This window comes from Bordetella tumulicola, assembly GCF_965138755.1.
GTDB classification, from domain to species: Bacteria; Pseudomonadota; Gammaproteobacteria; order Burkholderiales; family Burkholderiaceae_B; genus Bordetella_A; species Bordetella_A tumulicola.
In genome coordinates this window covers 86,506-111,856 of sequence record NZ_CBCSFP010000010.1, presented here as the reverse complement: position 1 = coordinate 111,856, position 25,351 = coordinate 86,506, and the positions used below count along the sequence as shown (strand labels likewise).

The window sequence follows — 25,351 nt, the reverse complement described above, 5'->3', positions numbered from 1 at the left end:
GCGAGGCGCTGACCACATAGCGGTACCCGGCGGCCAGTGCGCCGGGCGGCTGCGTACGGTAGGAGGTCGCAGGAGGTTAGGCGGCCGGCAGGCGCACGGCGATTTCCGAGATCAGTCGGCGTGCCGCATCCAGCTTTGATCCTGCTGCCAAAGGGTGTGATCCCTTGGCATCAAAAAGCACCAGCTCCGTCGTGTCGGCATCCATGACCTTGTGGGCCAGATTTCCCACCAGCAGGGGAATGCCTTTACGAACGCGTTTGGCTTCGGCGTGTTCCGCCAGCTTTTCGGTTTCCGCGGCAAAGCCGACGCACCAGGGACCCTGTGGCAATTTGGCGACTTCGGCCAGAATATCGGGGTTGGGTTCGAATTCCATAAGCGGGGCGCCGGCGCCTTCGCTGGTCTTTTTTAGCTTTTGACTGCTGACATTTTTTACCCGCCAATCGGCCACGGCCGCCACGGCGATGAAAATATCCGCGTCATGCACATTGGCCATTACCGCATCATGCATTTGGCGCGCCGTTGTCACGGACAGTGCGGTAACGCCACGAGGCAAGGGCAGGGCGGTAGCTCCCGTGATCAGCGTCACGCGTGCGCCCGCCTCGCGCGCCGCGCGTGCCAGCGAATAGCCCGTCTTGCCGGACGACCGATTGGTCAACACCCGTACCGGATCCACGGGTTCCGAGGTCGGGCCCGCCGTCAACAGCACATGGCGGCCCGCCAGGACCTTGGGCTGAAAAAAAGCGATCAGATCGGTCAGTAATTCATGGGCCTCGAGCATGCGGCCGTCACCGGTTTCGCCGCAGGCCTGCTCGCCTGATGCCGGACCCAGCACAGTGATGCCATCGGCACGCAATTGGGCGACATTGCGCTGGGTGGCCGGGTTCGCCCACATCTCACGGTTCATCGCGGGCGCCACCAATAGCGGACAGGCGCGCGCCAGGCACAGCGTGGATAGCAGGTCGTCAGCAGATCCGTGGACCAGCTTGGCCATGAAATCGGCGCTGGCAGGGGCGATCAGCACCGCATCCGCGCCGCGCGTCAGTTCGATGTGGGCCATGTTGTTGCCGATACGCGCATCCCAGGCGTCAACAAACACGGGACGACCCGACAGCGCCTGCATGGTGACCGGCGTAATAAAGTGCGTCGCGGCTTCGGTCATGACGACATCCACCACGGCGCCCTGTTCGGTCAGGCGTCGTACCAATTCGGCGATTTTGTAGCAGGCGATACCGCCAGTCAGGCCGAGGACAATGCGTTTACGGGCGAGATCGAGCATGGGTGTGAATCTAGATTGCGAATTTCGCCATTATGCTGCAAAAAGGCTCGGGCTCGCCCGAAGGACTGCCGGAGGGCCAGACACACCAAGGAACAGTTGCTGACGATCGCCGGATGTCTAGCGACGTGATTTGCGCGCGCGCAGCACCTCATCGAGCACGAGCAGCACGGCGCCGCAGGTAATGCAGATGTCGGCGACGTTAAAGGCCGGGTAATACCAGTCTTTCCAGTAGAACAGCAGGAAATCGATAACGTGGCCATAGGCCACGCGATCGATCACATTACCCAGTGCGCCACTTAGTATCAACGTGAGAGCCAGACTAAAGCGCGGTTGTGCCGTATGGCGACGTAGCATCCATACAATGACGATGGCAGCGACAATGCCCAGCACGGTGAAGAACCAGCGCTGCCACCCGCCTTCGGACGCCAGAAAACTGAATGCCGCGCCACGGTTGTACATCAGGGTGAAGTCAAAGATCGGCAACACGTTGACACGCTGCCCGTACGTGTATGCCGAGTCAAAGTACAGTTTGGTGACTTGGTCCAGTACGATCAGGAGCAGGGCGAGGGTCAGCCAATGCCCCAGTCGGGGCGCGGGCTTGGGGTGGTGTTCCGATGGTTGACCCGGCTGATGGCCGGCATCATTGGTCGGACTCGCAGTCGGATGTCTAGGTACGTCACGCGACATGATTTTCAGGCCTTGTCGCGCGATTCGCCTGAACCGAACAGATTGGAGACGCAGCGGCCGCAAATCTCGGGATGATCGGCATCGCTGCCGACATCCAGGCGCCAGTGCCAGCAACGGTCGCATTTCTTGTGCGCCGACGGGGTGATGTCGATGCGCAATTCGCCTTGGCCTGAGTGGACGGTGGCGCGTGAGACGATCAGCACAAAGCGCAGATCGTCACCCAGGCTTTGCAGCAGGGCGAGATCGTCACCGTTGGCGTGCAGATCGACTTCGGCCTGCAGCGACGAGCCGATGCTGCCCGTGGTGCGGACTTCTTCGAGCTTGCGCTGAACGTCTGCACGGATCGCGCGCAGGCGCGCCCACTTGGCTGGCAGTGTTTCGGCGTAGGGAGGCAGGGTGTGGAACACCTCGGTGAAAATGGTCGTCCGCGCAACATCTGCCTGATGTTTTAAGGCGGAGTCGGCCAGGATCTTCCAGGCTTCTTCGGCCGTGAACGACAGAATCGGCGCCATCAGCTTGAGCAGCGTCTGCGTGATCTCCAGCAGGGCCGTCTGGGCCGAACGCCGGGCCACGCCGTCGGCGGCCGTCGTGTAAAGGCGATCTTTGAGGATATCCAGATAGAACGCGCCCAGGTCCTCTGAGCAGAACGTCTGCAGGCGCGAGACTGCCGGGTGAAAATCGTAGCGCTCGTATAGCGCCATGACTTCGGTTTGCATTTGAGCCGTCATGGCCAGTGCGTAACGATCGATCTCGAGCAACTGGTCGTACGGGACGGCCTGGCCGACAGCATCGAAGTCGGCTAGATTGGCCAACAAGAAGCGCAGCGTATTGCGAATACGGCGGTAGCCTTCGACGACGCGCTTGAGGATTTCGTCGGAAATCGACAGCTCGCCAGAGTAGTCGGTCGAGGCGACCCACAGGCGCAAGATCTCGGCGCCGAGCGAGTCGGACACCTTTTGCGGCGCGATCACATTGCCTACGGATTTGCTCATCTTGCGGCCCTGACCATCGACCACGAAACCGTGCGTCAGCAGGGCCTTGTATGGCGGTTGGCCAAAGAGCATGCAGCCGGTCAGCAGCGACGAGTGGAACCAGCCGCGGTGCTGGTCGGAGCCTTCCAGGTAGAGGTCGGCCGGCCACGCCAGTTCGGCGCCGTGCGAGCCGCCCAGGACCTGGTCCTTACCACCCAGTACCGTGGCATGGGTGGTGCCAGAGTCGAACCAGACATCAAGCGTGTCGCGGTTTTTCTCGTATTGATCCGCCTCGTCGGCCAGCAGCTCGCGCGGATCCAGCGATTGCCAGGCTTCGATGCCATGTTGCTCGACGCGCTGCGCGACTTGCTCCAGCAGATCGACCGTACGCGGATGCAGGGCGCCGGTTTCTTTGTGCACAAAAAATGCCATGGGAACGCCCCACTGACGCTGACGCGACAATGTCCAGTCCGGTCGGTTGGCGATCATGGCGTGCAGTCGGGCGCGACCCCAGGACGGATAGAACGCTGTTGCGTCGATACCGGCCAGGGCGCTTTCGCGCAGGGTGGGGCCGCCCTCGGCAGGCTTGACGTCCATGCCGGCAAACCATTGGCTGGTCGCGCGATAGATGACGGGTGTCTTGTGGCGCCAGCAGTGCATGTAGCTGTGCGACAGCTTTTGTACATGCATGAGCGAGCCCGCGGCCTTGAGGGCATCGATGATGCGCGAATTGGCATCCCAGATGGACAGACCGCCAAACAGCGGCAGGCTCTCAGCGTATTTGCCATCACCCATCACGGGATTCAGAATCTGGTCGTCGGCCAGGTTGTGTGCCTTGCACGACACAAAGTCTTCGATACCGTAGGCGGGGGCGGAGTGCACGACACCCGTACCGGTATCGGTGGTGACATAGTCGCCCAGGTAGACCGGCGCAGTGCGGGCATAGCCGGCATCGGCCGATGCCAACGGATGGTGGAAACGCATGCCCTCGAGCGCGGTACCCGACGCGGTGGCGATGATTTCGCCTTCGAGGTTCCAGGCCTTGAGGCAGGTCTCGACACGCTCGGTGGCCAGCAGCAGCAACGGGCCATGCGCCGGCGCGGGTGAAACACGCACCAGGGCGTATTCCAGTTCGGGGTGCATGTTGACGGCCTGGTTGGCGGGGATGGTCCAGGGCGTCGTGGTCCAGATCACGACGGCGCCATCGTCGATGGCCTCCAGGCCAAAGGCTTTTGCCAGGCCGGGCTTGTCGGCAAACGGAAAGGCCACATCAACAGCGGGATCGACGCGATCGGCGTATTCGACTTCGGCTTCGGCCAGGGCCGAACCACAGTCAAAGCACCAGTTCACCGGCTTGAGGCCACGGAATACGTAGCCCTTTTGCAAAATGCCGCCCAACGCCCGGATCTCGGTGGCTTCGTTGGCAAAGTTCATCGTCAGGTAGGGACGGTCCCATTCGCCCAGCACACCCAGACGCTTGAAATCCTGGCGCTGGCGGTCGATCTGTTCCAGGGCGTAAGCACGTGCCTTGGACTGGACTTCGGTCACGGGCAAGTGCTTGCCGAATTTCTTTTCGATCTGGATTTCGATCGGCATGCCATGACAGTCCCAGCCCGGCACATAGTGCGCGTCGTAGCCCGCCATATTGCGGCTCTTGACGATGATGTCCTTCAGGATCTTGTTGACGGCATGACCGATATGGATATCGCCGTTGGCGTAGGGAGGGCCATCGTGCAGCACAAAGCGCGGCCGGCCACGACTGGCTGCGCGTATGGCTTGATACACGTGGTTTTCTTCCCACTGGGTAACCCAGGCAGGTTCGCGTTTGGCAAGATCACCTCGCATCGGAAAGGAGGTGTCGGGCAGATTGAGGGTTTTTTTATAGTCCATGAACGGCAAAATAGGCACGCGCGTTTTGCGCGTCGTCGGCGATGGCGGCTGTCAGGGCAGGGAGATTGGGAAATTTTTCTTCGTCCCGCAATTTATGCAGGAACTCAACTCGTATGAGTTTACCGTATGCGTCAGCCGGCCCATCGAGCAGGTGTGACTCTAAGAGCACACGTCCGTGATCTTCGACGGTGGGACGTACGCCCAGGCTGGCGACAGCCGGTCGGGGATGCTCTCCGAGACCATGCACACGCACCACATAAATACCCGAGCGTGCGGCGCAGCGTGGCGCGACACGCAGGTTCAGTGTCGGAAATCCCAAGGTACGGCCGAGTTTCTGGCCGTGAACCACGTGTCCGCTGATCTGAAAGGGGCGTCCCAAGAGATATTGGGCGCGATCCAGGTCGCCGACAGCCAGGGCAGTCCGGACTTCTGAACTGGAGACCCGATGTCCGTGGCGGTCAGTAATGTCGGCCAGCGTTTGCACCTCGAATCCATGTACCATGCCGGCCTCGCGCAGCAGATCGAGGTCACCGCTGCGTTTGCGGCCGAAACGGAAGTCTTCGCCCACGAGCAGCCAGCGTGTTTGCAGGCGGTCGACCAACAGATCTTCGATAAAGGCATTGGCCGACATATCGGCCAGGCGCGCATCAAAGCGCTCGATGACAATTTGGGTCATGCCCTGGCCGGCCAGCGCTTCGAGTTTGTCTCGCAGACCCGAAATGCGGGTCGGGGCAAGCTCTGGCCGCTGGTTCAGCGTCGCGAAGTACTCGCGAGGGTGGGGTTCGAAGGTCAGCACCGAAGGCTGCAGCCCCCGTTCGTGTGCCGCCTGCCGCACGCGCGCCAAGATGGCCTGATGGCCGCGATGAACACCATCAAAATTGCCGATGGTCAGCGCGCAGGGGGATCGCCGCGCGAGTGGCGGCGCCGATCGATAGAGGTGCAGCAAGGTTTTCACGACCGAGAGTTTACAATTTTAGGTTGGCTTGCTTTGGAATATCTCATCTTGCTCGAATCTTCATCCTCAAAACGTCGCCTGGTCATTCTGATTTCGGGCCGGGGAACTAATATGCAAGCGCTGGTGCGTGCCTGTCAGGATCAGGCATGGCCGGCCACGGTCGGTGCCGTCATCGCCAGCCGGCCCGATGCGGGGGGCTTGCAGTGGGCCCGCGAGCAGAATATTCCGACCGGCGCCCTGTATCACAAGGATTTTCCCAGCCGCGAGGCGTTTGACGCGGCCTTGATGCGTGAAATTGACCAGTATCAGCCCGATTACGTGCTGCTGGCCGGGTTCATGCGGGTGTTGACACCGGGTTTCGTTAATCATTATGCGGGACGCCTGGTCAACATCCATCCCTCATTGTTGCCGATGTTTCCGGGGTTGCATACGCACGCCCAGGCCCTGGCGACAGGGGTGAGGCTGCATGGCTGCACGGTACATTTTGTGACGCCGGTCCTGGACCACGGCCCCATCATTGCCCAGGGCTGTGTTCCGGTGCTGGCCACGGATACGCCTGATATGCTCGCGAATCGTGTGTTGGCGCTCGAGCATCAGGCTTATCCCTCCGCCGCACGCTGGTTGGTCGAGGGGCGGGTTCACTTGACCCCTGATCAGCGTGTCGAGGTCGATGGCGAACCACAACGCCTATTTATTTGGAGCGACGGCGCGTAGAGTGCATCGTTGGCTCCCTGGTAGTTTTTCGCTGACGCGATATCGCGTCAGCCCTGAGTTCATATTGGCCACGGCGCTGCCCTGGCCCTGCATGGAAATATCATGAGCAAGAATCCCGCCTCCCGCCCGCGTTCCGCAGGCGCTTATTCCGCAAACCGCTCCGAATCAGCGGCGCGTGGTGGCGCACGGCGCGCATCGGGTCCCCAGTCCCGGCAACCGGAGGCGGACCAGCCGCGCGTCCCTCGCGCGGCCATCCGTATTGACCAGGTCCAGCGTGTGCTCGGCGAAGTCCTACAGTGGACCTATCCCGCGGATGCTACCTTGTCCCATTGGTTTCGCGCCCATCCCACGCTGGGTGGGCGAGACCGTGGCGAAGTCGCCGAAGCCGTCTACGACGTGCTGCGTCACTTGCGGCGTTATCGCCAGCTTGCCGAAAGCGGCAGCGGCCCGGCTTCGCGCCGTCTGGCGATTCTGGGGCTGGCCGCGACATTGGGCGTGCAAACGCTCGAAGAGGGGCTGGACGCTGCCGAAAACGAGTGGCTGCAGCGCGTGGATCGCATCGACCCCGCGACTCTGCCGCGCGCCGTGCGCGCGAGCATGCCGGATTGGCTGGATGAGCGTCTGGGCAAATGGGAGGATGCCGAGTCGCTGATGGCGTCACTCAACCGACCGGCTTCACTCGATTTACGGGTGAATCCGCTCAAAGTCGAGCGTGATGTCGCCCTGGCGGATCTGCGCGACGGCCCGGCCGCGCGCTATGAACCTCAGCCGATGCCATATTCCCCCTGGGGCATTCGTTTGACCGGCCGGCCCGCGGTCAACCGCTGGCCCCAATTCGAGAACGGCAGTCTCGAGGTCCAGGACGAGGGCAGCCAACTGCTGGCGTTGCTGGTGGGCCCGCGTCGCGGCGAGATGATCATCGATTTTTGCGCAGGCGCGGGCGGCAAGACGCTCCTGCTGGGCGCGCTCATGCGTTCTACCGGGCGCTTGTATGCGTTTGACGTGTCGGCCGCCCGGTTAGCGCGAGCCAAACCGCGTTTCGCGCGCAGCGGATTGTCCAACGTGGTACCGGTCGTGATCGACAGCGAGAACGACACTCGCGTCAAGCGCCTGGCCGGCAAAGCCCAGCGCGTGCTCGTTGACGCTCCGTGTAGCGGGATCGGTACGCTGCGCCGCAACCCCGACCTGAAATGGCGCCAGCATCCCGAGGCGCTGGCGGAATTGGGTGCGTTGCAGACGCGCATATTGAATGGTGCGGCACGTTGTGTGGCCCCGGGCGGCCGTCTTGTTTATGCCACGTGCAGCCTGTTGGCCGAGGAAAATGAGGTTCAGGTACAACAGTTCCTGGATTCGCACCCCGATTTCGAATTGCAGGATGCCGCCGAATTGCTGGCCAGTCGTTGCCCGGATTTGAACCTGACGGGCCCCTACGTACAACTGCGTCCGGACGTGCACGGCACCGACGGCTTTTTTGCTGCAGTACTCCAGCGTAAAAAGGCGGCCGCTACGGCACCTGCTCCCAGGGAACCCGAGGACGAGACAGAAAAGCCACACCCCGCAGAGTGACCTGTTTCGAAATGTACATTCGACAGAAAGGCGGGGTGGCGGGCCCCGCCCCGGTAGCGGTCCTCCGAAGGGGAAAAAAGCCGTCATTTGCCGCCCCGGAACCGCTTAGTCCTTGATTTATCACAAAAACTATTTTGTATTCTTGCTGTCATAAGAAAGTCAGGTAAGCTAAACTGCCTCTATTCCTTTATGCGAGGGTCGCTAAAAGCTTTATGGATCAAATCTTTTCCTTCCTCTCCGGCGGGCTCACCCAAGCCAGCTGGTGGCAGATCGTCCTATTCACGCTGGTGGTGACACACATCACCATCGCGGGTGTCACGATCTTCCTGCACCGCAGCCAGACGCACCGCGGTCTCGACTTGCACCCCGCAGTCATGCATTTCTTCCGGTTCTGGCTCTGGATGACGACGGGTATGGTCACGAAGGAATGGGTCGCCATTCACCGCAAGCACCATGCCAAATGCGAAAAAGAGGGCGATCCGCATTCGCCCATGCTGTTTGGCATCTGGAAAGTCATGTTCCGCGGTGCCGATCTATATCGCGTTGAGTCGGCCAACAAAGAAACCATGGCCAAATTCGGCCACGGCACGCCGGACGACTGGCTCGAGCAAAACATCTATTCCAAGCACAGCCTGTGGGGCGTGCTGGCGATGCTGGCGATCGATCTGGCCCTGTTTGGCGCGATCGGCCTGACCGTCTGGGCAGTGCAAATGGCCTGGATCCCGTTCTGGGCGGCTGGTGTGGTCAACGGTATTGGCCACTACTGGGGCTATCGCAACTACAACAGCCCGGATACCAGTACCAACGTATTCCCATGGGGCATCGTGATCGGTGGCGAAGAGCTGCACAATAACCATCATGCTCATGGCACGTCGGCCAAGTTCTCGGCCAAGTGGTACGAGTTGGATATTGGTTGGGGTTATATCCAGATCCTGCGCTTCTTTGGCTTGGCCAAGGTCCGCAAGGTCGCGCCCAAGCTCAAGCTCGAATCCAGCGGCAAAGCCATCGATTTGCGCACGTTGCAGGGCGTGATCACGCACCGCTACGAGGTAATGGCCCGCTATGGCGAGATCATCAAGACTGCCGTCAGCGAAGAGCTCACCAAGCTCAAGCCTTCCCACGAAGACGGCACCCGCCTGCAACGTGTTCGCCGCTGGCTCAGCCGCAACGAAGACGTGCTCCATCCCGAGCAGCGTGCCGAGGTGGATAAGGCCATCGCTAACAATCAGTCCTTGTCGACGCTGGTGCAAATGCGCCGCGAGCTGGGTCGCTTGTGGGAAAGTTCCAGCGCCAGCAGCGAACAGTTGCTCCATGATCTGCAGGCCTGGTGCCAGCGCGCCCAGCAAAGCGGCATCGCCGGGCTCGAGCAGTTTGCTCATCGTCTCAGCCGCTACGCGGCATGATGTTAGAGCAGCTCAATTCCGAACAACGCGCAGCAGTAACCCTTGATCCGCAGCATGCCCTGGTACTCGCCGGGGCGGGCAGCGGCAAGACCCGGGTCTTGACGACACGCATGGCCTGGCTGATTCAAACCAGCCAGGCCAGTCCATTTGGGCTGCTGGCCGTTACGTTCACCAACAAGGCCGCACGCGAAATGCTTTCGCGTATGTCGGCCATTTTGCCCATTGATACGCGCGGCCTCTGGATCGGCACCTTTCATGGTTTGTGCAATCGCATGTTGCGCGCACATCATCGTGACGCCGGTTTGCCCCAGGCCTTTCAGATTCTCGATACGACGGATCAGCTCGCCGCGATCAAGCGCCTGCTGAAAGCGAACGGGGTCGACGACGAAAAATATCCTCCGCGTGACGTACAGCGTTTTATCAACGGTGCGAAAGAGGGTGGCGAACGTCCGGGCGATGTCGAGGCCTACGATAGTCACCGACGTCGTCTGATCGAGATCTATCAGCTTTACGAGGCGCAGTGCCAACGTGAGGGCGTCGTCGATTTCGCCGAGCTGCTGCTGCGCGCCTACGAGTTGCTGACGCGTAATGCTCCTGTGCGCGAACACTACCAACGGCGCTTTCGTCATATCCTGGTCGACGAGTTTCAAGATACCAACACGCTGCAGTACAAGTGGCTCAGGCTGCTGGCTAGCGGCGGGGCGGCGATATTTGCGGTGGGCGACGATGATCAGTCCATCTATGCATTTCGTGGCGCCAACGTGGGCAACATGGCGGATTTCGAGCGCGACTATGCGCACGGCACCGTCATTCGACTAGAGCAAAATTACCGTTCATACGGGCACATCCTGGATTCGGCCAATGCGCTTATTGGCCACAACAGCGGTCGACTAGGCAAAAATCTCTGGACCGAACAAGGCGAAGGCGAGCCTGTCCGTGTCATCGAGCAGCCGTCCGATGGCATGGAAGCCCAATGGCTGGTCGACGAGATTCGCTCGCTGATCAACGAGGGTAGCCTGCGTCGCGAGATCGCCGTGCTCTATCGCAGCAACGCGCAATCCCGTGTCATCGAACACGCGCTGTTTTCTTCCGGTATTCCCTACAAGGTCTACGGCGGCTTGCGCTTTTTCGAGCGCCAGGAAATCAAGCACGCGCTTGCCTACCTGCGTCTGATGTCCAATCCACACGACGATACNNNNCTCCTGGATGCGAGTCGTCAATTTCCCGACGCGGGGCATTGGCGCACGCACGCTAGAACAACTCACCGATGCCGCACGCTCGCAGGACACCAGTCTGTACGATGCCGTGGCTCGCGTGGGGGGCAAGGGGGGTGCCAATCTGGCGCAGTTTGCGCAGTTGATCGGCCGTCTGGCGCACGAAACGCGCGATCTGCCGCTTCCCGAGTTGGTTGAGCACATGCTCGAAACCAGCGGCCTCGTGGCGCACTACAAGGGCGAACGCGAGGGCGCTGAGCGCCTCGAAAACTTGAACGAGCTCATCACCGCCGCGGCAGTGTTTGCCGCTGAGGAAAACTTCGAGGGCTTGCCTGCCGGCGTGGTACCCGACGGCTCAGGCGACAGCGCATTGACATCCGACGTGGTGCCCGAAGACTCAGGTGACAGCGCATTGACACCCGGCATGGCGGACGCGCCGCTCGTGACTGATTCGGGCATGACGCCGCTGGCGGCATTCCTGTCGCATGCCTCGCTCGAGGCCGGGGACAATCAGGCTCAGGCCGGTCAGGATGCAGTGCAACTCATGACTGTGCATGCAGCAAAGGGGCTGGAGTTCGACGCAGTTTTCATCACCGGCCTCGAAGAGGGTTTATTCCCTCACGAAAACAGTATTCTCGAGCCCTCGGGCCTCGAAGAAGAGCGCCGGTTGATGTACGTGGCTATCACACGTGCGCGCGAGCGTCTCTATCTGACCCTGGCCCAGAGTCGCATGTTGCACGGCCAGACCCGTTACGCCATGCGTTCGCGGTTTCTGGAAGAAATCCCCGAACAGCACCTGAAATGGTTGTCTCCCAAAGCAGGTATCGCGCATGCACATGCGGGCTTTGGCGAATCGGCGGCACGGTTTGGTCGCGGCGATGCTTTTGGGCGTCGGCCCACCGGTACTATTGCACCGCGCGCCCCGCGTGGTGTGACCTCGGGCGTGATGGTGGGCGATCGGCAGTTTCGTATTGGCCAAGGGGTGCGCCATGCGCGATTTGGCGATGGCACCATCATCGGCCTGAGCGGATCCGGACAAGACGCGCAAGCGCAAATTCAGTTCCGCGATGTCGGCGCCAAAACCCTCGCGCTAGGGATCGCCAAGCTGGACATTATTCAGGGCTAAGGCCACGGCATTGCGCCGTCATAGGCAGTCGGTCTGCCGTTCTCCTGTCCCCGTCTCGTACCGTTGCCGCGAGCGGGCAGGGAACATGGCCAAACGGCGCATCCCTGTGGGCCGCGGGTCCGCGCCCACCCGGGGGTGACCTAGCTGTCGGCCTCTTGCTCGATTTCCTCCAAAGCGGTTTGAATCTCGAGCCATTCCTCTTCGAGTGTGTCCACCCGTTTGCCGAGTTCACCGTGCTCGGCCATGACTTGTTGCCGCTCGGCGCGACGTGCATCCGAATACAAATCTGTGTCGGCGATCAGCGCGTCCAGGATTTGTTGCCGGGCACGCAGCTTGTCCATCTCGCTTTCCACTTTGGTCAGCTTGGCTTGCAGTGGTTTGCGTAGCGTTGCCAGTTTTTGGCGCTGTTCGGCCTCCAGGCGACGTTGTGTTTTGCGGTCGACGACAGGCTCTTCGTTGCCCGGGTCCGCCTCTGCACGGGTTTCGGCTCGCGTGTCGGCGCGGGCCTGCGCGTTACGCACGTTCAGCCAATCCCGATAGTCTTCGAGGTCACCGTCAAACTCGTGCATTTGCCCATCGGACACTACCCAGAAGCTGTCGACGGTCGTGCGCAGCAAATGGCGATCGTGCGACACCAGCAGCATGCTGCCCGAAAATTCGGCCAGGGCGGTGGCGAGGGCTTCGCGCGTTTCCACATCCAAGTGATTGCTGGGTTCGTCCAGCAGCAGCAGATTGGGTTTTTGCCAGACGATCAAGGAAAGCGCGAGGCGAGCTTTTTCGCCGCCCGACATCGGGCCGACTTTGCCGTTGACCGTATCACCAGAAAAACCAAACCCTCCCAGATAGTTACGCAGTTCCTGTTCACGTGCATCCGGGGCCAGCCTGGCCAGATGCTCGAGCGGCGTGCCATTCACGTCCAGCATATCCAACTGGTGCTGATGGAAATAACCGATGGCCAGCCCTTTCGACGCGCGACGTTCTCCTGCTTGTACGGGTAGCTCTTCGGCCAGCGTTTTAATCAGGGTGCTTTTGCCCGCACCGTTGACGCCCAGCACGCCGATACGGGCGCCCGCACGCACCATCAGTGTGATGTCTTTCAGGATGGACACTGGCTGTCCATTCTTGTCGGTATAACCCGCCGCTACCTTTTCTAATACCAAGAGTGGGTCTGGCGTACTCTCGGGCGAGGGAATGCGGATATCGATACCTGCTTCGGCATGCAGCGGTGCCAGGGTCTGCATGCGCGCCAGGGCTTTGACACGGCTTTGGGCTTGTTTAGCCTTCGTTGCCTTGGCTTTGAAACGATCAATAAAACTTTGTAGCCTTGCCGTTTCGCGATTCTGGCGTTCGTGCGCCATACTGACTTGACGCAGGCGCTCGGCACGCTGCGTCAAGAAATCTTGATAGCCGCCGCGATAACGTATCAGCTTGCCATGATCAAAATGCAAGATGATACGGGCCACCGCATCCAGAAACTCGGTGTCATGAGAAATCAACAGCACGGTGCCGGGATACGCTGTCAGCCACTTTTCCAGCCACAACATCGCGTCCAGATCCAGGTGGTTGGTCGGCTCGTCGAGCAGCAAAAGCTCTGACGGCGCCATCAACGCGCGGGCCAACGCCAAACGCATACGCCAACCGCCCGAGAAACTGGCAACGGGTTTCATCCATTGATCCGGGGCAAACCCCAGGCCGGCCAGCAACTGTTCGGCGCGCGAATTCGCGCTCCAGACGCCGGCTTCGGCCAAGGCCGCCTCGAGCTCGGCGATACGTGTGCCGTGGTCATCGTGAACGGTCGCGCGCTCGGCTTGCAACGCGCGCAGGTGGACGTCCCCGTCGATGACGAATTCGCGGGCAGGGCGGTCATCGGCGGCGAGCTCTTGCTGCACGCTAGCGATGCGCCATCCTGCCGGCACGCTTAGCGTGCCCGCATCTTGATCCAGCGCACCCGTGAGCAACGCAAACAGCGAGGACTTGCCCGCGCCATTCTTACCGACAAAACCGACCCGCTCACCGGGGTTTACGACAAATTCCGCGCCATCGAGCAGCACCTTGGTGCCACGGCGCAGCGTCAATCCAGAAGCACGTATCACAACTGCTCGCGGGTCAGTAGCAAAATTTCGTCCGAGGCTTCTTCGGTGTCCAGCCAAACAGGTTCGAGATCGGGAAAGGCCGCCTCGAAATGCTCTCGTTCGTGGCCGATCTCTAACACCAGTACGCCTTCGGGAGCCAGATAGCGGGGCGCCGTCTGCAAAATGCGACGCACCAGGTCCATACCGTCGGTGCCGCCGGCCAGCGCCAGCGAGGGCTCGTGCCGGTACTCGTCTGGCAATTCGTCCATGGACTGGCTATTCACATAAGGAGGATTGCAGACGATCACGTCGTACGCCGTTTCTGATAGATCATCAAACAGATTGCTGTGATGCAGCGTCAAGCGATCTTGCAGACCATAGTCATCAACATTGCGGCGGGCGACTTCCAATGCATCGGTCGAGAGATCCACCGCATCCACCTGTGCATACGGAAAGGCCATGGCCGTCAAGATAGCCAGGCAGCCCGAGCCTGTACACATATCCAATGCGCGTGTCACCGACAACGGGTCGCGTACCCAGGGAGACAGGCCCTGATCGAGCAGCTCCGAGATGGGCGAGCGCGGCACGATGACGCGCTGATCCACATAAAAGCGATGGCCCCGCAGCCAAGCCTCCTGCGTCAGATAGGCCGCTGGCAGGCGTTCGGCAACACGTCGGTCAATCAACTGCAGTACCTGCGCACGTTCGTCGGATGTGACTCGTGCATCCAAAAAAGGATCTAGCGTGTCAGGCGGCAAATGCAGCCCGTGCAGCACAAGATAGACGGCTTCGTCCCAGGCGTTGTCAGAGCCATGGCCCAGCGCGATGTGGGCCGCGTTAAAGCGCGACACCGCATAGCGGATCAGGTCGCGCAGGGTCTGCAATTCGTGGCGGTCAGATGACGGCATAGCGCCTCAGTGAGCCAGCAGCAGGTTTTCTAACGTGCGCCGGTAAATGTTCTTCAGGGGATCCAGGCTGTCGAGCGCAATGCATTCGTTCACCTTGTGGATCGTGGCATTGCAGGGGCCAAACTCAATAACCTGCGGGCAGATTTTGGCAATGAAGCGCCCATCCGATGTGCCGCCCGTGGTGGATAGCTCGGTCTTGAGGCCCGTCTCGGCTTCAATGGCGCTGGACAGTGCGTCGGTCAATGAGCCTCGCGGTGTCAAGAAAGGCTCTCCGCCCAGGTTCCACTGCAAGTCATACTCCAGGCCATGGCGATTCAGCACCTCGTGCACGCGGGCTTTCAGCGAATCAGGCGTACTGGCCGTGGCGAAGCGAAAATTGAACAGTGCGACAGCCTCGCCGGGGACCACATTGGTGGCGCCGGTGCCCGCATTCAGGTTCGACACCTGGAACGTCGTTGGCGGGAAATACTCATTGCCACGGTCCCATTCGATGTCCACCAGTTCGGCCAAGGCGGGTGCCAGTTGATGCACGGGATTGCGGGCCAGGTGAGGGTAGGCCACATGACCTTGAATGCCCTTGACCGTCAAATGGCCCGATAGCGAGCCGCGGCGGCCGTTTTTGCAGATATCGCCTAGATCAGCGGTGGAGGTGGGTTCGCCAACGATGCAGTAATCGAGTTGCTCGCCGCGGGCTTTCAGGGCGTCGCAAACGATCACCGTGCCGTCGATGGCCGGGCCTTCTTCGTCCGAGGTGATGAGAAAGGCAAGCGAGCCGGGGTGTTGCGGGTGGGCCGCCACAAATTCCTCGACCGCCACCAGAAAAGCGGCGATTGAACTCTTCATGTCGGCCGCGCCGCGGCCGTACAGAAACCCGTCACGCTCGGTCGGCACAAACGGATCACTTTGCCATTTTTCGCGCGGGCCGGGTGGCACGACATCCGTGTGCCCGGCGAAGACGGCCAGCGGACCTTCGGTGCCACGGCGGGCCCAGAGATTCGTCACACCGCCTTGCGCGATGGTTTCGCAATGAAAACCGAGTCGGCTCAGACGCTCGGCCAACAATTGCTGGCAGTCCTCGTCATCGGGGGTGACCGAGGGGCGGGCGATCAGGTCTTTGACCAGATCCAGTACGGCGGAATTACGCATTAAGCTCTCAGCAAATCGTTGATGCTGGTCTTGGCACGCGTTTGCGCGTCGACACGCTTGACGATGACGGCGCAAGCCAAACTGTGCGAGCCGTCTTCCGAGGGCAGAGAACCCGGCACGACCACAGAACCCGAAGGTACACGGCCGTAGACGATTTTGCCCGTGGTGCGGTCATAGATCTTGGTGCTTTGCGACAAGAAAACGCCCATCGCCAACACGGAGTTTTCTTCGACCACGACGCCTTCGACCACTTCGGAGCGTGCACCGATAAAGCAGTTGTCTTCGATGATGGTGGGGTTGGCTTGCAGGGGTTCGAGCACGCCGCCGATGCCGACGCCACCCGACAAGTGCACGTTCTTGCCGATCTGCGCGCATGAGCCGACGGTCGCCCATGTGTCGACCATCGTGCCTTCGTCAACGTAGGCGCCGATGTTGACGTACGAGGGCATCAGCACCACATTCTTGGCGATAAACGCACCACGGCGAGCGACGGCCGGCGGCACGACGCGGTAACCGCCGGCCTGGAATGCGGTCGCGCCGAAGTCGGCAAACTTGGTCGGCACCTTGTCAAAGAAGGTCAGGGGAGCCTGACCCATAACGACGTTGTCTTGCAGGCGGAACGACAGCAGCACCGCCTTTTTGACCCACTGGTGCACCACCCATGCGCCGCTCGACTTATCAGCCACGCGCAGGCGGCCTTCGTCCAGGGCAGCGATGGTGTGCTCAACGGCGTCACGCACTTCGGCGCTGGCATCGCTAGGCGACAGATTGACCCGGTTTTCCCAGGCGTGTTCGATAGTGGTTTGCAGGTCGAGAGTCATGACACTTTCTTTATATTGAAAAGGTTGATCAAGCAGAAGTTTGGACAAAATGGGCGATACGCTCTGCAGCTTCGACGCATTGTGCCAGCGGCGCAACGAGGGCGATACGTATGCGACCCGCGCCGGGATTGATACCGTGCGCTTCGCGGCCCAGAAAACTGCCGGGCAGTACGGTAACACCGGTGCGACCATACAGGTTTCGCGCAAAACTGACGTCCGATCCGGGTGTCGGCACCCACAGATAAAAGGACGCTTGCGGCATGCGCACATCCAGCACGCGCTGCAAAATAGGCACTACGGCTTCGAATTTGGCTCGATATTGATGACGGTTGTCGGCAACGTGGGCTTCGTCGGTCCAGGCGGCCACACTGGCCGCCGCAATCACCGGACTCATCGCACTGCCATGATAAGTGCGGTACAGCAAGAAGCGGCCGATCAGCTTGGCATCGCCCGCCACAAATCCCGAGCGCATACCTGGGACGTTCGAACGCTTGGACAGACTGGAAAAGGCGACCAGATTGGCATAGTCGTCGCGGCCCNGGCGCCGGGCCGCCTGCAGTCCGCCCAGAGGTGGATTGCCTTCGTCAAAATAAATCTCGGAATAGCACTCATCCGAAGCGATGACAAAGCCATAGCGATCCGAAAGGTCGAACAGCACGCGCCATTCGTCGAGCGACATGACGTTGCCGGCCGGATTACCAGGCGAACACACGAACACCATCTGCGTTCGCTTCCAGACATCGGCCGGCACGCTATCCCAGTCGCAGCCAAAATCACGCGCCGGGTCGGCATTCACGTAATAGGGCGTCCCGCCGGCCAGCAGCGCCGCCCCCTCGTAGATCTGATAAAACGGGTTCGGGCAGACCACCAGGGCATTGGCAGCCGGATCGACGACGGTTTGCGTAAAGGCAAACAACGCTTCGCGCGAGCCCAGCACAGGCAAGACCTCGCGGTCGGCGTCCGGGGCCGGGATGCTATAGCGGTGCGCCAGCCATTGCGCGATCGTTTGCCGCAAGACGGCGTCACCCTTGGTCGCTGGGTAGACCGATAGTCCTTGCAAGCTATTGCAGAGCGCTTCGCCAACACGGGCCGGCGCCGCATGCTTGGGCTCGCCAATCGACAAATTGATCGGCGCAAGCCCTTCGGGTGGCGCCCCTGCCTCGTTCAGCAAAGCACGCAATTTTTCGAAGGGATAGGGATGCAGGGTATCGAGTCGTGGATTCATAAGCAGGATTTTAGCAAGCAAGCTACAATAGCGGGCTTGGTACCGCGAAGGTGGCGAAATTGGTAGACGCACCAGGTTTAGGTCCTGACGCCGTAACAGGTGTGGGGGTTCGAGTCCCCCCCTTCGCACCAAGATTATGTATTACCCGGTTAGCCTTGTGCTGACTAATAGTAGGCTTCCTCTCTCTAATCGTTCAGGCGGGTGGTCCAACGATGGCTTACGATCCGGGTATTCAAGCGTACGTCGATCGTACGCGCAATGCGCTGGGAGACATGGCCGACCTGGGGGCCTTGACACTGACGCAGCGACGCGCGCGCGCAGACCGTACCGCGGCACTGATCAACGAACCTTATCCGGCCTGGCTGGAGGTCAATGACACGTATATCGTGTTGACCGGGCGCGAGCTGCTTGTGCGGGTCTACCGCCCGCGCGCGCAGGGGCCGTTGCCGGCCATCGTGTACCTGCATGGCGGCAGCTTCATGGCGGGCAGCCCGCAAGGCCATGATTTCATCACCGCCAGCCTGGCCTGCAACACGGGTGCCCTAGTGCTCAGCGTGCATTACCGGCGGGCACCCGAGAACCCTTATCCTGCACCGACCGATGACGCATACGAAGCCCTGTGCTGGGCTGCGCGCGAAGCCGATCTGCTGGGCATCGACCCCACTCGTATCGCCGTGGCGGGCGACAGCGCCGGCGGTAATCTGGCGGCTGCCTGCACGCTGTTGGCGCGCGATCGTGGCGGCCCGCACTTACGCATGCAAGCGCTGATTTATCCGACGCTGGATGCCGATTTCGATACCCCGAGTTATCTACACAACACCGAAGACGCCTTCCTGACGCGCGACGCCATGAGGGTCGCGCTGGAAGCGTTTTTGCCGTCGGCGGATACCCGGCACGATGGCTATGCACTGCCCATGCGCGCCGAGAGCCACACGGGTCTGCCGCCAGCTTATCTACTGCTGGCCGATCAAGACCCCTTGCTTGATGATGGCAAGCGCTACGCCGAAAAACTCCGCGCCGCGGGCAACCCGGTACAGGTGAGCGTCGGCACCGGCATGATCCACGGCTTTTTGCGGGCGCGCCGGCTAAGCGCGGCGGTCGATACTGAGTTCCACCAGATGTGCGCGGCGCTGCGCCAGGCATTGGCGTTGCCTGAGCCCGCTGAACGCTGGTAATCGTCTGGGGCCTGCCTCGAAGCGGGTCTGCGCTACGCCGGCATCTCGGCGGCCGGCCCAGTCTGGTGATTGCAGCGGCTCAAGCCGATGAGCTAATCGAGCCGAAGGCGGCCAAGCTCGGGCGACATGCGGTCGGCAAACGCCAACATCGCTTCCGCGACTTCGGCAATTTTCTGATCATTCATCGTGTAGCTGAAATTCGCCGCGGTCAGCACCAGCGCCAACGGCCCTTCCTGCGAGAAGATCGGCACCGCAATCTGCGTCAGCCCACTACGCCTGTTGCCCTGATCCAGTGCGAACCCGCGTTCGCGCGTGGCGTGCAGACGTTCGACATACTCTTCGAACGTAGGGCGCCTGAACCATTCCGTCTGGTCGAATTCTGCTTCGATGAATTCTGGGGACGCCCCGGAGAACGCCGCCATGACCAATCCCGATGCGCCGGAAAATCGGGGTGATCGGCGGCCGACGCTGAAATAGCTGTCGACACGAAAACCGCCACCTACGAAATCGAGCAAGACGAGGTCGTAGCTTTTTTCGACTTTCGCCAATGCAACCGTTACGCCCACGCGTTCAGCCAGCGAGAACATTTCGGGCCTGATGACATCGAGCAGTCCGCTGGTGCGCAGCACGCCGTGGGCCAGTTCAAGCATCATGATTCCTATGCTGTAGGTCTGGTCGCGTTCGTTGTATGCCACCATGCCTTCGCGCTGCAGCGTTCGAAGAATATTGAACGCCGTTCCGCGATGCTGGCCGGTTTCCCGGGCGATTTCGCTGGCTCGTTGGGGGCGCTGTGCTCGATGCAGGGCGCGCAGCACGGCCAGTCCGGAGATGATGGCGCCTACCGGTTTGCCTACGACTTTTTCGGTCGTGTCTCCGCGTCGGGTCTTTGCAGGTCTATTAGGCTTGTTCGATTGCGGCTCAGCCTTGTGCTCAGTAGTCAAAATGAAAGGTCCCCAATGACGGCCGGTTGCTGCTGGTCACAGCGATAGCCAAGGATATTGTTGTTTCCGTGAGAGAACTGCTGTGTTCTAGTTGAAATCAATAATACCTTAGACAGACATATCGTCTTGCCTGTCTACCGCCTATGTTCTGCGGCTAGGGCGGTGTGGATGACCGGGCCGACATCAAGGTTTCAAGGGCACGCCCGCTGTGGCGCCACCGTCCACTGCGATCGCCGTGCCCGTAATGAACGCTGCCTGGGGCGTACACAAGAACGCAATGGCTTGCACCACATCGGCTTCGGTGCAGAGCCGACCCAGCGGCGTGGTCGCGGACAACGGGAAGCTGCCTCGGGTGGGATCGGCCAGCAGCTTGTCGGTCAATGGTGTCTTGAGCATGCTGGGACATACGCAATTGACCCGGATTTGGCGAGGGGCAGTTTCCAGAGCCAACGCGCGGACCAGGAACTGTAGTGCCACCTTGGATGCCGCATAGGCGCCGTTGCCGGCCTTCGGACGTTGTCCCGACGACGAAGACACCGCCACGATCGATCCGCCCTGCCCGGCAAAGCGTGGCATCGCGGCCTGTACGCATCGCCAGAAGCCCTTGGTGTTCACATCGAAAGTCAGATCGTAATCGGACTCGGTCATGTCGGCCAACGTGGCCGGAAGCAGCACGCCCGCGGTATATATCAACGCGTCGATATCCCCGTGGCGGGCTGCTCCCGTGGCGAACGCCTGATCCACGCTGGCACGGTCTCGGACGTCTGCCGCCAGCGCCAACAGGCGGGCTCCAGGTCGGGCCAGAGCGCGTTCGGCTTGCCGCAACTTGGCGTCGTCGACATCGACGATGGTGGTGGCCACACCTTGATCAACGAAATATCGTGCCGCTTCCAGGCCGATCCCGGACGCGCCTCCTACTACAAACACGCTTTGGGTACTCATGATTTTCCTTCAGGAGTGTCCGGTGACGAGGCACAGGGCCTTCTGCAACTCGAAGCCGCGGTAGCCATCCGCGGCCACCTCGTCGCAGATCTTGATATACGCAGGCAGACCCGCGACATAAGGCATGAAGACGCGCGGCTTGCCGGGAATATTGGCGCCCACATACCAGGAATTGGTCGCCTTGGGGAATAGCGTACCGTTGGCGACCTCGTTGACGTGCTCCACCCATCGGTCCTCGGCATCGGCGGTGGGCTCGATGGTGGCGAGGTTGTGTTCATCAAGATAGGTCAGGCAGTCCGAGATCCATTCCAGGTGCTGCTCGATGGCGGTAACCATGTTTGCCTTGACCGATGGGCTGCCGGGGCCGGTGACAATGAACAGATTCGGAAAGCCGTGCACCATCAGGCCCAGGTAGGTGGCCGGCCCAGCCGCCCACTTGTCGCGCAGGCGGATGCCGTCGCGTCCAGTAATCGACACTTCATTCAGCGCACCCGTCATGGCGTCGAAACCGGTGGCGAAGGCGATGGCGTCAACCTCGTACTCGGCATCTGTAGTGCGTACCCCGCGCTCGGTGATTTCTTGTATAGGTGTGCGGCGGGCGTCGACCAATGCCACGTTATCGCGGTTGAAGGTCTCGTAGTAGTCGGTATCGACACAAAGCCGTCGTGATCCAATGGGGTGGTCACACGGAGTGAGAATCTCACGCTTGGCCGGGTCTTTCACGATAGAGCGGATTTTCTCGCGCACGAACGAGGCGAGTGTCTCGTTTGCCGCCGCATTGCGCATAAGGTCGGTAAAGGCGCCCATCATGCGGGCGCTGCCACCTTTTTGCCACAGCGCTTCGTAGACCCGTAGCCTTTCATCGTCCGAAAGCTCGAGCGCCGACCGGGTGGGAATTGGCACGCGCGACATACCGGAATTTTGCAGACGCGCGGCCTTGCGCAGCGCGGGATAATGCGCCTTTTGTTCACGCTCTTCGTCTTCGGGCATGGGGTAATTGCGCGCTGGAACACTGAAATTCGCGGTGCGCTGGAAGACCGTGACCATGCTGGCCTGGGCGGCAATCTTGGGCAGCATCTGTACACCCGTCGCGCCGGTACCGATCAAGGCCACGCGCTTACCGCTGAAGTCCACGCCATCCTTCGGCCAGCGGGCCGAATGATGCCATTCCCCATTGAAGCGTTCGATGCCGGGGAAATCAGGAATGCGCGGCGCTGACAGATTACCGCTTGCCATGATGGCGAAGCGGGCTTCGACCCGGGGGCCGTGGTTTGTGTACGCGACCCATGTGGCGCGTTCAGCGTCGTACTGCATGGCAGTCACCCGTGTTTCGAAACGGATATGGGGCCGCAGCTCGAATCGGTCGGCGACGTGGTTCAGGTACGCCAGGATCTCAGGCTGCTCGGCGTAACGGTGCGACCAGCGCCATTCCTGCTGCAGTTCGTTCGAGAACGAATAGGAATAATCCAGGCTTTCGACATCGCAGCGTGCGCCGGGATAGCGATTCCAGAACCATGTGCCGCCCACGCCGTCGGCCGCCTCAATGCATCTGACACGCAGGCCCAGCGCCCGCATCCGGTACATGGCGTAAAGGCCGCCAAATCCTGCACCGACGACCAGAACGTCGACTTGTTCACGCGCGGCCTGCCCATCTGAGTTGCTTGGGGTGACTTCGGACATCTCTTCTCCTGTTGGTGGCACCTCGGCTCGGCTGCAACGTCGGATGCAGTACGAGCGAGGCGGCCGCCGTGCCTGAGCCCGGGACGGGTCTACGGCAATCATGGTAATTGACACATCCATTGTTTGCAATGGATATCTATTGTCGTCTATAGAAGACAAAAAGAACGGCCATAGATTGTGTCGCTACCCCGTGGCTAGCGACGACGCGTCTCTCCGAAGCAAGCTTTGATTCCGCTGTACCGGGCTGCATCTGGACAGACTGCTATTTGCTATTTTCAATAAATATAGTCTTCTATAGAAGACAATTATTTTCTTTGCATTTTATGTGTTCTTTTGTATAGTCGTTCCACGGGCTCGTTCTTACCGCAAGGCATAAGGCGGACGCACAGCCGGTAGCTACCCTGAGGAGGGAACCGAAATGAAATTGCTAGCCAGCTTGTCTGTGGGTATATGGTCGGTTTTGCTGACGTTCGCGCCAGGCGCACATGCCAGTCAGTTTCCCGCGCGCCCCGTTACCTTTATTGTGGGATACGCGCCGGGTGGCGGTACCGATATCGTGGCACGCAGCGTAGCGGATGTGCTGTCTCGCAAATGGGGTCAACAAGTCATTGTCAGAAACCGGCCGGGCGGAACCGGCGTGATCGGCATCCGTGACCTGAAGGCTGCTGCACCCGACGGCTATACGTTGGGCATCTGGACGGATTCAGACGTAGGCAACGCGGCTGTGCGCGATGACCTGGATTACGACCTGGTGAAGGATTTTGACCATATCAGCCAGCTTGCTGCAGGCGGCACGGTGCTGGTGGTGAACCCGTCGCTGCCTGTCAAAAGCTTCAGCGAGTTCGTGACATACGCGAAACAGAATCCCGGTAAAGTGAACTTTGCCGTCGTCGCCGGCGGTGGCATGCACTTGGACAGCCTGCGTATCGAGGCTGCGGCCGGTATCAAGAACGCCATCATTGGCTACGCGAGCACCGGCCCCGCTCTGACGGACGTGGTGGCGGGTCACAGTGATGCCCTGGTACTGCCACTGGGCGCAGCGCTGCCGTTTATCAAGAGTCACGGCGTTCGGATTCTGGCGGTGGGCTCGGCCAAGCGTTGGCCGGGGCTACCCGACGTGCCGACGCTGTCCGAAAGCATTCCCGGCCTAGAAAGCACCTTCTTTTACGGGGTGGTCGGTCCCAAAGGAATGCCCGAGCAACTGAAGACCGAAATCAACGCAGCCGTGCAAGAGGTGTTACAAGACCCGGCACTGGGCTCGAAATTCGAATCGATGGGATTCATACCCACCGGGAATTCACCCAGCGAATTTAAGGAAGTGATTGCGGCCAAGCTGAACGCCTCGCGCATCGCGGCCGAGCAAACCGGCCTGAAACAGAGCTTGCAGCAGAAAAAATAGAGGTACGCTACAACGGCGAGCAGGCTCAACAAGTCACGCGCCCCGTCTGGCCAGCGCAAGCGGCCAGNCGCTTCGTGGCGAGTAGGTGCGAATAGCCTTTCCCGTCCAATCGCTACGTTATCTGCATATCCCCCTGACATTACGTGTTTGGGGGATTTTCTTTTCGACTCTTCCCCGGCCGCTTCCCCATAAGCGAGGAAAAGCATTTATCAGCAACGGTTGCAGCGCTCAGTGTGCCTTGACCGTGCCCGCTAGCAATTTGTCTACATAGGCGATGCCCATTGCCGACAAAATGAACGTGACGTGGATGATGGTCTGCCACATGACCCCGGTTTCCGTGACGCGCGCATTGGGGGCGCCGATGTCGCCTGCCTCGATAAACGTACGGAGCAGGTGAATCGATGAAATTCCGATGATCGCCATGGCCAATTTGACCTTGAGTACGCTGGCATTGACGTGGCTGAGCCATTCCGGGCTGTCGGGATGATTCTCCAGGTTCAGGCGCGAGACAAAGGTCTCGTATCCGCCCACGATCACCATGACGAGTAGATTGGAAATCATGACGACGTCGATGAGGCCCAACACGATCAGCATGATTTCCAGTTCGCCAAAGCTGGAAGCGTGCGAGATCAGGTGCCAGAGTTCCTTGAGAAACAGCACGACATAGACGCCCTGAGCGAGGATCAGGCCGAGATAGAGGGGGAGTTGTAGCCAGCGAGAGCTAAAAATGAGCGCGGACAGAGGACGCAATGGACGGGGAGGCTGAGCGGAGGGAATCATGTTTGTTCAGGAATACGTAAGAAAACAACGGGAGCGCGATTCTAGCAAGCGCGCGGCTGCAGCCTGTCGTCACATGCTATTCTGGCCGCCATCGAGTTCATTAGATACGCGAACCCATTGCAAGTTTACGAATCCATTTTTTGGGGTATGGCTATTGTGGTGTTCGCCGCCCTGGTGGGTGGCGCACTGCTGGGGCGCTGTGCCCGCGCAGTTCATAGCCTGATCGGGGTCGCGGTGCAGTCGGTGGTGGTGCTGGCTGTGGTGGCCTATTGTGCGACGCAGGTGGGGGCAGGCGACATGGTGGCCCTGTTGGGCATCGCCGCATTCATGTTTTCGATGGTGATCGGTACGGCCGCCACGCTCGTGGCCCGCCGCGTCTTGCGCGAGCGGCAGGCCCGTTCCGGGTCAAGCAAGCAAACGTCGTGACGAGGTGAACCGGTCGACGACGTTAATCGTCTTC

At 60.6% G+C, this 25,351-nt stretch carries 20 protein-coding genes, 1 tRNA gene and 2 pseudogenes; 9 read left to right on the top strand and 14 right to left on the bottom strand.

The window, feature by feature from the left end; translation table 11 throughout:
• Nucleotides 1-76: 76 nt before the first annotated feature.
• The 4 genes from coaBC to ACNAZS_RS20695 all read right to left on the bottom strand — a co-directional run bounded on the left by coaBC (nt 77) and on the right by ACNAZS_RS20695 (nt 5,779).
• A complete protein-coding gene (gene coaBC / locus ACNAZS_RS20710; protein ID WP_415792396.1) occupies nt 77-1,276 on the bottom strand; it encodes a bifunctional phosphopantothenoylcysteine decarboxylase/phosphopantothenate--cysteine ligase CoaBC in 1,200 nt (399 codons plus the stop codon).
• Nucleotides 1,277-1,393: 117 nt separating this feature from the next.
• On the bottom strand, nt 1,394-1,963 hold the full coding sequence (gene lspA, locus ACNAZS_RS20705; protein ID WP_415792395.1) for a signal peptidase II: 570 nt from the start codon (nt 1,961-1,963) through the stop codon (nt 1,394-1,396).
• 5 nt (nt 1,964-1,968) lie between these two features.
• Nucleotides 1,969-4,824 (bottom strand): isoleucine--tRNA ligase, encoded by a 2,856-nt coding sequence (gene ileS, locus ACNAZS_RS20700; protein ID WP_415792508.1) that lies wholly within the window; start codon nt 4,822-4,824, stop codon nt 1,969-1,971.
• On the bottom strand, nt 4,814-5,779 hold the full coding sequence (locus tag ACNAZS_RS20695) for a bifunctional riboflavin kinase/FAD synthetase (RefSeq protein WP_415792394.1): 966 nt from the start codon (nt 5,777-5,779) through the stop codon (nt 4,814-4,816). Before ACNAZS_RS20695 ends, ileS begins: the two co-directional genes overlap by 11 nt.
• 48 nt (nt 5,780-5,827) lie before the next feature.
• On the opposite strand from ACNAZS_RS20695, the gene purN reads away from it, so the two are divergent.
• The 5 genes and pseudogenes from purN to ACNAZS_RS20670 form a co-directional block, all read left to right on the top strand.
• Nucleotides 5,828-6,493, top strand: a complete 666-nt coding sequence (gene purN, locus ACNAZS_RS20690; RefSeq protein WP_415792393.1) for a phosphoribosylglycinamide formyltransferase — start codon at nt 5,828-5,830, stop codon at nt 6,491-6,493.
• Nucleotides 6,494-6,769: 276 nt separating this feature from the next.
• Nucleotides 6,770-8,059 carry an RsmB/NOP family class I SAM-dependent RNA methyltransferase gene (locus tag ACNAZS_RS20685; protein WP_415792506.1) on the top strand — a complete coding sequence of 430 codons (1,290 nt, stop codon included), beginning with the start codon at nt 6,770-6,772 and terminating at the stop codon, nt 8,057-8,059.
• Between the two features lie 212 nt (nt 8,060-8,271).
• Entirely contained in the window at nt 8,272-9,462 is a 1,191-nt protein-coding gene (locus tag ACNAZS_RS20680) for a DesA family fatty acid desaturase (RefSeq protein WP_415792392.1), read from the top strand.
• Nucleotides 9,459-10,657 (top strand): annotated as a pseudogene (locus ACNAZS_RS20675) (UvrD-helicase domain-containing protein); the annotation flags it as partial. The gene ACNAZS_RS20680 and the pseudogene ACNAZS_RS20675, both read left to right, overlap by 4 nt.
• Nucleotides 10,658-10,661: 4 nt before the next feature.
• The coding region (locus tag ACNAZS_RS20670) for a 3'-5' exonuclease (protein WP_415792391.1) at nt 10,662-11,802 on the top strand (1,141 nt) is incomplete at its 5' end.
• Nucleotides 11,803-11,942: 140 nt separating this feature from the next.
• Here ACNAZS_RS20670 and ACNAZS_RS20665 read toward each other — a convergent pair.
• The 6 genes and pseudogenes from ACNAZS_RS20665 to ACNAZS_RS20640 all read right to left on the bottom strand — a co-directional run.
• Nucleotides 11,943-13,895, bottom strand: a complete 1,953-nt coding sequence (locus tag ACNAZS_RS20665; protein ID WP_415792390.1) for an ABC-F family ATP-binding cassette domain-containing protein — start codon at nt 13,893-13,895, stop codon at nt 11,943-11,945.
• Nucleotides 13,892-14,782, bottom strand: a complete 891-nt coding sequence (prmB, locus tag ACNAZS_RS20660) for a 50S ribosomal protein L3 N(5)-glutamine methyltransferase (protein ID WP_415792388.1) — start codon at nt 14,780-14,782, stop codon at nt 13,892-13,894. The genes ACNAZS_RS20665 and prmB overlap by 4 nt, the downstream gene beginning before the upstream one ends.
• Before the next feature lie 6 nt (nt 14,783-14,788).
• A complete protein-coding gene (gene dapE / locus ACNAZS_RS20655) occupies nt 14,789-15,928 on the bottom strand; it encodes a succinyl-diaminopimelate desuccinylase (RefSeq protein WP_415792387.1) in 1,140 nt (379 codons plus the stop codon).
• On the bottom strand, nt 15,928-16,749 hold the full coding sequence (gene dapD / locus ACNAZS_RS20650) for a 2,3,4,5-tetrahydropyridine-2,6-dicarboxylate N-succinyltransferase (protein ID WP_415792386.1): 822 nt from the start codon (nt 16,747-16,749) through the stop codon (nt 15,928-15,930). Before dapD ends, dapE begins: the two co-directional genes overlap by 1 nt.
• A gap of 28 nt (nt 16,750-16,777) precedes the next feature.
• A pseudogene (locus ACNAZS_RS20645) lies at nt 16,778-17,288 on the bottom strand (aminotransferase class I/II-fold pyridoxal phosphate-dependent enzyme); the annotation flags it as partial.
• A 1-nt stretch (nt 17,289) separates the two neighbouring features.
• Nucleotides 17,290-17,974, bottom strand: a 685-nt coding sequence (locus ACNAZS_RS20640; RefSeq protein WP_415792385.1) for an aminotransferase class I/II-fold pyridoxal phosphate-dependent enzyme, incomplete at its 3' end; no start/stop codon positions are given.
• Nucleotides 17,975-18,018: 44 nt separating this feature from the next.
• Here ACNAZS_RS20640 and ACNAZS_RS20635 point away from each other — a divergent pair.
• Together ACNAZS_RS20635 and ACNAZS_RS20630 are read left to right on the top strand one after the other, a co-directional pair.
• Nucleotides 18,019-18,105 (top strand) — tRNA-Leu (locus ACNAZS_RS20635).
• Nucleotides 18,106-18,186: 81 nt separating this feature from the next.
• On the top strand, nt 18,187-19,149 hold the full coding sequence (locus ACNAZS_RS20630) for an alpha/beta hydrolase (RefSeq protein ID WP_415792384.1): 963 nt from the start codon (nt 18,187-18,189) through the stop codon (nt 19,147-19,149).
• Nucleotides 19,150-19,241: 92 nt separating this feature from the next.
• Here the strand turns inward: ACNAZS_RS20630 and ACNAZS_RS20625 are convergent, their stop codons facing one another.
• From ACNAZS_RS20625 to ACNAZS_RS20615, 3 genes are all read right to left on the bottom strand, one after another.
• On the bottom strand, nt 19,242-20,090 hold the full coding sequence (locus tag ACNAZS_RS20625; RefSeq protein ID WP_415792383.1) for an IclR family transcriptional regulator: 849 nt from the start codon (nt 20,088-20,090) through the stop codon (nt 19,242-19,244).
• 183 nt (nt 20,091-20,273) lie between these two features.
• Nucleotides 20,274-21,032 carry an SDR family NAD(P)-dependent oxidoreductase gene (locus ACNAZS_RS20620; RefSeq protein WP_415792382.1) on the bottom strand — a complete coding sequence of 253 codons (759 nt, stop codon included), beginning with the start codon at nt 21,030-21,032 and terminating at the stop codon, nt 20,274-20,276.
• A 9-nt stretch (nt 21,033-21,041) separates the two neighbouring features.
• Nucleotides 21,042-22,712: a flavin-containing monooxygenase gene (locus tag ACNAZS_RS20615; RefSeq protein WP_415792381.1), complete on the bottom strand. Its 1,671-nt coding sequence runs from the start codon at nt 22,710-22,712 to the stop codon at nt 21,042-21,044.
• 418 nt (nt 22,713-23,130) lie between these two features.
• Between ACNAZS_RS20615 and ACNAZS_RS20610 the strand changes: the two genes are divergently transcribed.
• Nucleotides 23,131-24,111 (top strand): Bug family tripartite tricarboxylate transporter substrate binding protein, encoded by a 981-nt coding sequence (locus ACNAZS_RS20610; protein ID WP_415792380.1) that lies wholly within the window; start codon nt 23,131-23,133, stop codon nt 24,109-24,111.
• Nucleotides 24,112-24,339: 228 nt separating this feature from the next.
• Here ACNAZS_RS20610 and ACNAZS_RS20605 read toward each other — a convergent pair whose 3' ends face one another.
• Complete coding sequence (locus ACNAZS_RS20605; RefSeq protein WP_415792379.1) at nt 24,340-24,891, bottom strand: TIGR00645 family protein; 552 nt, start codon at nt 24,889-24,891, stop codon at nt 24,340-24,342.
• 147 nt (nt 24,892-25,038) lie between these two features.
• Here ACNAZS_RS20605 and ACNAZS_RS20600 point away from each other — a divergent pair, with 147 nt between their 5' ends.
• Nucleotides 25,039-25,317 carry a hypothetical protein gene (locus ACNAZS_RS20600; protein ID WP_415792378.1) on the top strand — a complete coding sequence of 93 codons (279 nt, stop codon included), beginning with the start codon at nt 25,039-25,041 and terminating at the stop codon, nt 25,315-25,317.
• Nucleotides 25,318-25,351 lie beyond the last annotated feature (34 nt).